Raw genomic sequence first — 12,203 nt, 5'->3', positions numbered from 1 at the left:
AATCACTGCATCGTCCACAATCAACTGCACCGGTAGTCCGTGTACGTCGTAGACGAACGCTGCACACAGATTCGGGTGGTTTGCCAGTAGTCCGGCAGCAGCGCGGCGCAAACGCTCGGAATCAACCGCTCCTTCGAGTTCGACGCACAACTGCGCTGTGTAGACGTCCGTCGACGTCGCCGCCAGTGAGGCATGGAACATCAGCCCGGCCTGAAGGGGCGACACCGACCAGACATCGCGCAATCCGGGGAAGTCGTTCTCCCAGCGTTCGATCTGTTGTTGGTCCACCGAGACCAGGGGAATATCCGACGGCGTCAGACCGCCCGCGTCGGGCCGCGACGCGTGCGCGGTGAGTCCGTCGAGCGCACGACGCCACAGTTCCGCGAACTCCGCGATGTCAGACCTGTCGAGCACTCCGCGGGGAAAGGTGAAAGATGCTGTCAGGCAGGGCCCGTCGACATGGTCCTCAACCGCCGCGTTGATGTCGATCACGGACGCCACAGGCATGGACCGATTCTGGGTTCCGCCGAGCTTTCGATTGCCTTCCACCGGCAGCCAGTCCTGTGTTCCGTCAGAGGAACTGATCCGGCCCAGATAGTTGAAACTGATCTGAGGAGAACGGAATCGGCCGAGTGGTTCGCTCTCGCCCGACAGGTAGCGCAACATCCCGAATCCGATTCCATGATCGGGGATCGCACGCACGTATTCCTTGACGGCTTTGAGAGCCCGTCCGGCGTCGGCGCCACCTGCCAGTGCGTCGTCGACGTCGATTCCGCCGAGGTCCACGCGCACCGGGTAGAGCGTGGTGAACCAACCAACGGTGCGCGCGAGGTCTGCGCCAGGAACCGCTCCTTCCTCGCGGCCGTGTCCTTCGAGCGTGACCAGGGCGGCAGCGGTATCCATACCGCGGCGTCGTCGCCACTCGATCGAGGCCAACGCAACAGCAGTGAGGAGTCCGTCGTTCACGCCGGCGTGAAATGCCGCAGGAACCGTGGTGAGTAGGTTCCTGGTCACCGGAGGCGCGATGTCCACTGTGACGGTGTCGACCGTGCCGTCGACGTCGATCGTGGGATCGAGTGGGCGCGAACCGATCAGCGGGTCATCGCCGTCAAGGATCGTTTTCCACATGTCCCGTTCGACGCTCCGATCGCCCACGTGCTCGACAAGCCCGTGCGCCCACCGCCGGAACGACGTTCCGATCTGTGGCAGTTCGGGCGTGACACCGGCCCGGAGTTGTGCTGTCACCGTCGCCAGGTCGGTGACCAGAATGCGCCACGAGACGCCGTCGACAACCAGGTGATGAATCACCACAAGTAGTCGGCCCCGCTGGTTCGACAAGTCGGGTTTGTCGACCAGGTCGAACCAGATCACGCGCACCATGTCGGCCGCGGCGGCATCCAAGCTGTCGGCAGCGGCCTCGAGCTCTCCCGACGCCAAGGCCCTGAAACGTTCGTCGTCCACCGAACCGACAGCGACTCGATGGATCAGTCCTTCGGCCGAGATCGAGCCGGGTGGTAGGACTTCCATGACCCGGTCGCTCTCGTCCAAGCGTGCTCGCAGCATTCCGTGGCGGTCCAGCAACTCCTGGACACCACGGACAAGGAGGTCCTGGGTGAGATCAGCGGGAGCTGTCAGCAAGAGCGCCTGGGAGAACCGTTTCAATTCACCGCCACGCAGCCCGCCACTGCTACGGTCGAGCATCCACTGCGCCACCGGGCTCAGTGGAACAGTTCCGACAGCGGACCCCGGTAGCTCCGCGAGCACATCAGGACCGTCCTGCTCCACGTGCGCCGACTCGGCAAGCGCGGCAACAGATTTGTGGTCGAATACGTCTCGGGGCGAGATGATCACACCAGCATCGCGAGCGCGGGCCACCAATTGGATGGACATGATGCTGTCTCCACCGAGCTCGAAGAACGAATCGTGCACTCCTACGGTGTTCAGGCCGAGAACCTGCGCGAACAGAGCGGCAAGAAGATTCTCGGTTTCCGTTCGCGGTGTCCGGTCGGGTGTGGCCGTGGACGAGAAATCGGGTGCGGGAAGCGCTGCGCGGTCCAGTTTTCCGTGAACCGTCAGCGGAAGTGCGTCGAGCACCACCACCGCCGCAGGCACCATGTACGACGGCAGACGCTTGCCTGCATGCGCGAGGACGTCTCGCGGATCGACACTCGCTCCGCGATCGGGAACCACGTATCCGATCAACCGATCCCTGCCGTTCAACCGATCCCTGCCGTCGCCGTTCCAGACGCCCGTCACCGCCTGGGCCACGCGCGGGTGCGTCTGCAGTGCCACCTCGACTTCCCCGAGTTCGATGCGGAACCCACGGACCTTCACTTGGGCATCGGTGCGCCCGAGATACTCCAGCTGTCGGTCGGGCGTCCACCGCACGCGATCGCCCGTGCGATAGATCCGCGTTCCCGGCGCACCGAAGGGATCTGCGACAAACTGCGTGGCGGTCAACGGGGATCGCCGGTGATAGCCGCGAGCGAGAGCCGGTCCGGCAAGATACAACTCTCCCGCGACACCTACCGGCACCGCTCTCAGACGCGAGTCCAGCACTACCTCGCTGAATCCGCGAGTAGGTGCGCCGATGGTGACCGGGTCGTTCGGAGCCAGTGCCGCACTGATGCTCGACACCACAGTTGCCTCGGTAGGACCGTAGGCGTTGAACATCTTTCTGCCCGGCGCCCAGCGGGCCACCAATTCCGGCGGGCAGGCCTCCCCACCTGTCACGACACAACCGACAGTGGTGAGTCCGTCTGGGGCGACGGACGCCAAAGCCGCCGGAGTCACAAAACAATGGGTGACGCGCTCGCGCTCCAGTAACGCCGCCAGCTCCAACCCGCCGTAGACGGTCGGTGGCACGATCACCATCGTGGATCCAGCACCAACGGCCAACATGAGTTCGAGAACCGAAGCGTCGAAACTCGGCGAAGCGAAGTGCAGAGTTCTGGATCGGGTCGTGGCGGCGAATGTCTCGCGCTCCTGGAGAGCAAAGTTGCTCAACCCGCGATGAGTGACCGTCACACCCTTGGGTGTTCCCGTTGATCCCGAGGTGTAAATCAGATAGGCCGGATTGTCGATTCGAATCCGTGCCTTCCGATCCTCGTCGGTGACTTTCGATGGCGAGTACGCCCACAGCCGTTCCTCGAAACCGGCATCGTCGAGGACCAGCCACGGCACGAGGCCGGACAATGCTGCGTGGTGAGCTCGGGTCGTTATCCCCCACGCTGCACCGGAGTCGCCCAGCATGTACTCGATACGTGCAGCAGGAAGTCCCGGGTCCACGGGAAGGAATGCTGCACCTGTCTTGGCAATGGACCACACCGCCAGAACGGACTCGACGGAGCGTGGGAGACACATCGCCACCACCGTTTCGGGAGCCACTCCGGATTCGATCAGCATGCGGGCCAATCGATTCGACTGTGCGTCTAGTTCGAGATAGGTCACTTCACGTTCCTCGAACACCAGCGCGACGGCGCCGAGATCCTGGGCGGTCGCCATATCTGTTGCTGTCGTGAGCAAATCGGGAAGGGTTTGAACAGCGGTGGAGATCACACCTCGCACGGGTACCAGTTCGGCTGACTCACGGGCGTCGAGGATATCGATATCTCCGATCCGCGATTGCGGATCCGTGGTGACGTACTCGAGAATCCGTTGCAGGCGGTCGACGAAGCCCCCTACTGTTTCCTCGTCGAAAATATCTGCGGCATATCCGAATTCAGCACGAATACCATCCGATTCACCGGCGGTGCCAGTGTTCTGCGCCACCGTCAACTGCAGATCGAAGGTGATGGTGTCGATCTCGACACCCACGTCGGTCACCTGCAGGTCGGGAAGTTCCAGTGTCGGTCGCTCGATGTCTTGGAACTCCAACATGACTTGAAACAGGGGCGAGTATGCCGTCGAACGTGAAGGATTCACTATCTCGACGACTCGTTCGAACGGCACGTCGGCATGAGTGAAGGCGCTCAGATCTACGTTTCGGACCTGGTCGAGGAACTCCTCGAAAGTCGCGCCGCGGTCCACTGCAGTGCGCAAGACCAACGTGTTGACGAACATGCCCACCAGGTCGTCGAGTTCGCGCTCCCCACGCCCGGCGATGGGAGTTCCGACGGCTACGTCCTCCTCATCGCTGAGCCTCGCCAGCAGCACTGCCAAGGCTGCATGCACAACCATGAAGACGGTGGCGTTGTGTTTGCGCGACAGGGCAACCACACCGGCATGAACCTCCGGACTGAACGCGAACCGAATCCGTCCGCGTCGAAGCGAACGCACATCACCGCGCGGTCGATCGGTCGGAATGTCGAGAACTTCCGGTGCACCTGCAAGATTCTCGACCCAATAGGCGAGCTGTTTCGAGATCAAAGACCGAGAGTCGGATTCCGAACCCAACCAACCACGTTGCCACAACGCATAGTCGGCGTACTGGATCTCGAGCGGCGCCCACCGAGGAGCCTCACCGCTCACACGGGAGGTGTATGCGCTCATGAGATCTCGGGCCAGCGGTACCGTGGAGAATCCGTCGGCGGCGATGTGGTGAATCACGATCACCAGGACATGCGAGTGGACCTGGTCGTCTCGCCGCAACAAGGTGGCGCGCATCGGGACCTGCTGCATGACGTCGAAACCATCCGAAACGATCTGCCGGCAACGCTCGCGCAGCTCTTCCTCTCCCTGCACAAGTATCGGTGCAAGATCCGATACCACCTGTGAGGTAGACATGGTCACTTGACGCGGGCCGTCGTCAGTGAGAGGAAAAACAGTGCGCAAGGACTCCTGCCGCTCGACGACGTCGACAAATGCCGCGTGAAGTGCACTCAGATTCACTGTGCCGTCGAGCCTCAACGCGCACGCGACGTTGTAGGCGGCGGACTCGGGGTCGAACTGATTCGCAAACCACATTCGCTCCTGGGCCGGTGAAAGTGGGATATCCGTCGTCGTACCCCGCGGCCTCAACGCCGGCTTGGCCCCCTCTCCTCCGCGACACTGCGCCAACTCGGCCAGCGCTGCAACGGTAGAAGCATCGAAGACGTCGCGGATGTCGATCCGTTCGCCGAGAACAGAATTCACTCGCGCAACCAACCTGACTGCACTCAGAGAGTTCCCACCAAGGGCAAAGAAATCGTCGTACACGCCCACCGTCGACGTTCCCAACAGATCATCGAAGATTGCGGCAACCGTCTCCTCGACCGGCGTTCGCGGCGCAACATACTGCAGCGATTGAGGTTCGAAGTTGACGTCCGGGAGGGCTTTACGATCCAACTTCCCATGCACCGTCACCGGAAACTCCCCCAACACCACAACCACCGACGGCACCATAAACCCCGGAAGAGACCTCCGCACCCCCTCCAACACCACCACCTCATCGACCACCACCCCCACCTCACCCACCACAAACCCCACCAAAAAATCCCCACCCACACCCGACCGCAACACCACCACCGCACCAGCCACCCCCACCTGAGCAGCCAACACCGCCTCCACCTCACCCAACTCCACCCGCTGCCCCCGCACCTTCACCTGAAAATCCGTGCGCCCCACAAACTCCAACACCCCACCACACCCCCACCGCACCACATCCCCCGTCCGATACACCCGAGCACCCACCACCCCCGACACCGGATCCGCCACAAACCGACCCACCGTCAAATCCACACGACCCTCATACCCCCGAGCCACCTGCACCCCACCCACATACAACTCCCCCACCACACCCACCGGAACCGGCCGCAACCGCGAATCCAACACCAACACCCGCGTATTCCACACCGGCCGACCAATCGGAACACCCACCCCCACAACACCATCCACCACATGAAACGTCACATCCACCGACGCCTCCGTCGGCCCGTACAAATTCACCAACTCCGCACCACACACCCCCGCAAACCGCCCCGCCAACACCGACGACAAACCCTCACCCGACACAAACACCCGACGCACACTCGAACACCCCACCACCACCGAAGGCTCCCCCACGAACACCTCCAACATCGACGGCACAAAATGCACCACCGACACCCCCCACCGCTCGATCACACCCACCAAATACACCGGATCACGATGCCCACCCGGATCCGCCACCACCAACCGCGCACCCACCATCAACGGCCAAAACAACTCCCACACCGACACATCGAACGACACCGGCGTCTTCTGCAACACCACATCCCCCACACCCAACGGAAACTCCCCCTGCATCCACAACAACCGATTCACCACCCCCGCATGCGACACCACCACACCCTTCGGACGACCCGTCGACCCCGACGTGAACATCACATACACCGCATGCTCAGGCAACAACACCCCCAACCGATCACCCACCCCCACCGGATCACCCGAAAACCCCGAAACATCAACACAACCCACATCAACAAACCCCACCCCCACCGGCAAACACCCACCATCACCACCCCGCGACAACACCACCACCGGATCCACCACCCCCACCACAAACCCCACCCGCTCCACCGGCGCACCCACATCCACCGGAACAAACACCCCACCAGCCCGCACCACCGCAAACACCGCCACCAACAACTCCACCGACCGCGACAACACCACACACACCCGCGACTCCGGACCCACCCCCAACGAAATCAACAACCGCGCAAAACGATTCACCCGAACATCAAACTCACCCCACGACAACACCACCCCACCACACACCAACCCCCCACCACCCACACCAGCAAACCGCCCATCCAACACATCCACCAACGTCAAACCCCCCACCGCAACCCCCACACCATCCCAACCACCCACCACCAACCCACGCTCGGGCGCACCCAGAATCTCCGTATCACCCACTGGGGCAGTTGGATCCGATACGACGGACCGCAGTAGGCGGACGAAGCGCTCCCCGAATTCGGTGACTGTGGTGCGCTCGAAGATATCGGAGGCGTAGGTGAAGGCGGCGTCGAAACCCACCGGGATTCCGTCCTTGCCACGCTTTTCGGAGAGCGACAATTGCAAGTCGAATTTGGCGACACCGATGTCGACTGAAACAACATCGACACCGAGTCCTGGTAGTTCGAGGTGAGGATCTGCGGTGTTCTGAAATTCCAACAGAACCTGGAAGAGCGGTGAATGAGATGGTGAACGCTCCGGAGCAACTGCATCGACGACTCGCTCGAACGGCACCTCGGTTTGCCCGAACGCTGCCAGATCAACTTCGCGAGTTCGTGAAAGGATTTCCTCGAAAGTCGCGGCGGTATCAACGGCGGTTCGCAGGACGACCGTGTTGACGAACATCCCGACCAGATCGTCGAGGACTTGCTCGGCGCGCCCTCCTACCGGAGTGCCGATCGCTATGTCCGGCGAGGCGCTCAGCCGTGCCAACAGAACGGCCAGCACTGCGTGCATCACCATGAACGGTGTCGCGTTGTGATTCCGAGCGAGTTCGAGGAGGTCACTGTGCACGTCTGCGGGCACCGAGAATCGGACCGATTCACCGCGCATGGATCGTTCCGCCGGCCTCGGTCGATCCAGCGGAAGGTCGATCACGTCAGGTAGACCGGACAGGGTGGACGTCCAGTAGTCCAACTGCTTCGCCTGGAGCGTGTCCGGATCGGCGTCACTGCCGAGCAGTTCGATCTGCCATTGGCTGTAGTCGGCGTACTGCACAGGCAAAGGCGGCCAGTCCGGTGCCCGACCGGCAGCCCGCGCCGCGTAGGCGCGGGTCAGGTCGCGGGCCAGCGGCTCGAGTGATGCTCCATCCGCCGAAATATGGTGAACCACCAACGCGAGGACGTGAACGTCCCGAGTGATTCGAAAAAGGGAGCCGCGCACGGGCACGTTCGCGCTCACGTCGAACCCCTCGCGAGCGAGATCGGCGACGCGCCTGTCCAAGGCTTCCTCGTCAACGGATACTTCCCACGCCATCTCCGACGTCACACGTTCCGAAGGAACCACGACCTGATGTGGACCGTCGACCGACGCCGGGTAGACGGTGCGAAGCGATTCATGTCGATCGACAACATCTCCCATCGCGAGTTTCAGCGCAGCCACATCCAACGCCCCTGACAGTCGGACCACCATCGGGATGTTGTAGGCCGGGGACGACCTGTCGAACTGATTGACAAACCACAGGCGTTGTTGCGCCAGAGACACCGGAATCTTGTCCTTGTACGAATGTGTCTGCAGGATTGGACGCTTCGAACGCGAGGGATCAACGCCGGAGGACTTCGCGTCACGCACGTGGAGAGCCAGTGATTCGATCGTCGGTGCTTCGAACAAAGTCCGCACCCCGAAATCGATTGCTTCAGCGGCATTGACTCGTGCGATCAGCTTTGTGGCGATCAGTGAGTTCCCACCCAGCTCGAAGAAGTCGTCACCCGCACCCACCGCCTCAGCACCTAGAACGTCGGCAAAAATCTCGGCCAGCAGTAGTTCTTCGGCGCCCTCGGGCGGGCGAAAGTTGTCCGACCGAGCATCGAACCGAGGTGCCGGTAAGGCAGCGCGATCGACCTTTCCCGATGGAGTTACCGGCAACTCGTCGAGAAGAACAAAGGCCGCAGGAACCATGTACGACGGCACACGGCTCGCGGCGTACTGCGTCAGATCGGCCGTCGAGAGCGCACTTCCGCCGGCAGGCACGACGTACGTGGTAATCATCGTTGTACCGGAGGGAGCCGCACGCGCCACGGTAACTGCATTCTCGACCTGCGGACACGACTGCACGACGCTGTCGATTTCCCCGAGCTCGATACGGAATCCGCGAACTTTCACCTGGAAATCGCTGCGGCCGACGTACTCGAGTGCACGGCCACGGCGCCGCCGCACCAAGTCCCCCGTTCGATACATCCGCCGGCCCGGGAGACCGAACGGGTCGGCCACGAATCGTCCTGCGGTCAACGCATACTTCCGGTGATATCCGCGTGCGAGCGCGTCTCCCGAGATGTACAGCTCGCCCACAACACCGTCGGGGACGGGGTGCAATCGCTGATCGAGCACGATCTCCTCGAAACCGCGGAGCGGACCGCCCACTGTGATGTTCTCCGACGACACCATCGGCTCGCCGATGTTCGACATGACGGTGGTCTCGGTCGGCCCGTAGGCATTGCACAGCCGTCGGCCGGGAGCCCACCGCTGCACAAGATCCGGCGGACAGGCCTCACCACCGACCACCACGTCGCCGAAGTCCGAAAGGCCCTCGGGCGAAACTGTTCCGAGCGCCGCAGTAGTGACAAAACCATGCGTGACACGCTGGGATTCGAGGAAGCGAGACAGCTCGTCACCGCCGTAGATCGTGCTCGGTACAATCACCATGGTCGCTCCGGCCCCGAAAGCCAGCAGGTATTCGAAAATCGAGGCGTCGAAACTCGGGGTCGAGAAGTGCAATGTTCGCGCATCCTGGGTCGCACCGAACCGCGAACGCTGTTCGGCAGCAAGCGCTTCCAGTCCACGATGCGATACCGTCACCCCCTTGGGGAGTCCGGTGGAACCCGAAGTGTAGATCACGTATGCGGGATTGTCGGGCCGGATCGGGTGCACCCGATGGACGTCGGAGATGGAGCGCACGGACAGCCGTGCAAGTCGGCCACGGAACTCAGCGTCGTCGATTGCTATCCAGGAAATCGAATCCGGCAAACGATGAAGTTCGGAAACGACCGTGAGCCCCAGTACGGCGCCGGAATCGTTCAGCATGAAGCGAACACGTTCACCCGGATAGGTCGGATCCACCGGCACGAATGCCGCGCCGGCTTTGGTCACCGCCAACATCGCGACAACCGATTCGATCGAACGCGTCAAACCCAGCGCCACACTGTTTTCCGGACCGATGCCGCGGTCGATCAAGACTCGGGCCAACTTCGACGAACGATCGTCGAGTTCTCGATACGTCAACTCGCCATCGAGATACGACAGGGCCACGCCGTCGGAGTGTGTGCGCGCCGCACCGTCGAACAGTTCGGCCAGGGTGCGGTGCGAAGCGCGAGGGTCACTGCGGACAGGCTGCATCGCGGATCGCTCGTCGTCGGACAAGATGTCGATGTCGCCGACCATCATTGCCGGATCTGTGGTGACGGATTCCAGGACGCGCGCGAACCGCAAACCGAGGCCACGTGCCGTCTCGGCGTCGAACAGGTCGGTGGCAAACGCGAGCGTCACCGTGATTCCGGACGGCGTACCCACCTCGTCGAACAGTTCGACTGCAGACACTCCGAGATCGAAGCGGCCGAGGTCGGGAGGGTGCTCGTCAGCGCTGGCGACGGACTCGAACGTCACCTGTATCACCGGCGCATACGCAGGTACATCCTCCACCTCGAGCGACTGCGCCACCTGCTCGAGCCGTATCCCACTGTGCGGCAGCGCATTACTTCGGACCTCGACGACACTGCCCACGAGCGCCGTGAACGGCGTCTCCAGATCGATGCGACTCCGGATGGCAACGATGTTCGTGTCGGATCCCGTCGGCGTACCGATTACCACGTCCGAAGCCCCGGACAATCGGCTCACCACTAGCGCGAAGCCCGTATGTAGGACCGCGCGTGTGTCCGTCCCGAGATCACTTGCCATTTCTGTAATCCGCGCGTGGGTGTCTGCGGCGATCACGACCTCAACCTGTGCACTGTCCAGCGATTGCGTTGCAGGCCTTGGTCGATCGAAGGGAAGTTGCAAAAGTTCGGGCGCCCCGGTGAGCTCATGTCTCCAATACTCGAGGTGCCGCACTTCGCGTTGTCGTCGCTCGCCCTCCCGGGCCGTCGGGCCGTGAATGTCTGCGAGCTCGGCACCGGAATCAGACGCGATCAACTCTTCCAGCAAGCCGACAAAATTCCGGTGGTGCTCGCGTAAACCCGCCTCTTCGTATCGGATCGGGTTTGCCCGGAAGTCGACACGCAGCCTGTCGCCGCTCGGATACACGTTGACCAGAAGGTCTTCCACCGGCCCGGAGGTGACGATGTGATACTCCCCAACCACCTCGCCCAACTGCACCTCCTGGCGAAACAGCATGACGTTGACCATGGGCCCGGCATATGAGTCTTCGCCTTCCAGACCGCTCGTCACGCCTGCGTCCCGACGGATGTCGTCGAGGCTGCAGCGCTGGTGCCGCAGTGCACCCATGAGCTCATGCTGGACCTGGGCGAAGAGTTCACCGACGGTGTCGACGGCGGCGACACTGATGAGCAGCGGCGCGACGTTCACCATCATGCCGCCCGAGTCCCGCAACACCGCCGTAGTCCGTCCGGACATCGGAACATGAATCTGGACAGTCTCTTTCGCCGTCATTCGCGAGAGGTACAACGCGAGCGCAGCGACGACCGTTGCAGCGTGGTTCTCGGATTCGTGGAGAAGGGCACAGCTCCGGTCCGACATCAGTGTGCTTTCGAGTCGGCTCTCGATGTGTGCGGGCCCAGAAGCCTCCGCCAAGCTGGATCCGGCACCGACTGTATTGCGCCCTGCCCAGTACTCACGATCGGCAGCGAATCGATCCGACTGTCTGTACCGCTCGTCGATGTCGTACAGCGTGCGCAGTGTCGCGGCACGACTCGGCTGCAGATCTTTTCTCGCCGCCGAGGCCGAGTACCGATGCGCAATGCGGTTCATCATGGTCATGGCACCGAAACCGTCGAGCGCGACATGATGGATACGGCTGTACCACAGATAGTGCGCGTCACCCACGCGCAGCACAGCGGTCGCGACGATTCCGTCGACTGCCAGGTCGAGCTGCGTCCGGCAATCTCGACGCATCCACTCGAGCGCAGCCTCGAAGGGATCCTCGGTCCAGCGGAAGTCGACCAAACCGACCGAGATTTCGGCCTTCTCGTCCAAGTACTGCATCGGCTGACCATCAACCTCGATGACTTTGAGCATGGGAGATTGAAACTCGTAAGCACCTGCCCGCGTTTCGCGATCCAGTAATTCGACGTCGAGTTCGCCGCGCAACTCCACGTAGTGCGCTATCAGAATCGGGACTTCGGGATCGAATTGCTGAGCGAACCAGGTTGCCCGTTGGGCGGCCGAGAGCGGAAAGAGGGTCTCATCAAAAGGGTCGGTCCGTCTTACCTCGAAGGGTTTCACAGCGCCCCGCCCCGCATGATCTCCGCGGCCGCCGAGTGCGTAGCCGCGTCCGAATCAACAGCGCGAAAGCAAGAGGCTGATCGCGCCTCTCAAGCAGTCGTACCCAGAATCGGCAAGCACATGCACGGACCACCAGGCGATGTCACGTACGTATCGCCCATGTTTCACGTGCCCGA

Annotated in this window: 1 protein-coding gene (only partly in view); it reads right to left on the bottom strand. The window is 62.2% G+C overall.

The window, feature by feature from the left end:
- Positions 1–12,027 carry the 5' portion of a non-ribosomal peptide synthase/polyketide synthase gene (locus EEB12_RS27610; protein WP_141488872.1) on the bottom strand. It extends 14,823 nt beyond the left edge of the window, so 12,027 of the gene's 26,850 nt are visible here — the first part of the coding sequence; the start codon lies at positions 12,025–12,027; its stop codon lies beyond the left edge, outside the window.
- Positions 12,028–12,203: the final 176 nt, after the last annotated feature.

Origin of the sequence: Rhodococcus sp. WS1 (assembly GCF_003797745.1) — a bacterium.
In the GTDB taxonomy this organism is placed as follows: domain Bacteria; phylum Actinomycetota; class Actinomycetes; order Mycobacteriales; family Mycobacteriaceae; genus Rhodococcus_F; species Rhodococcus_F erythropolis.
This window is presented reverse-complemented; position numbering and strand designations above follow the sequence as displayed.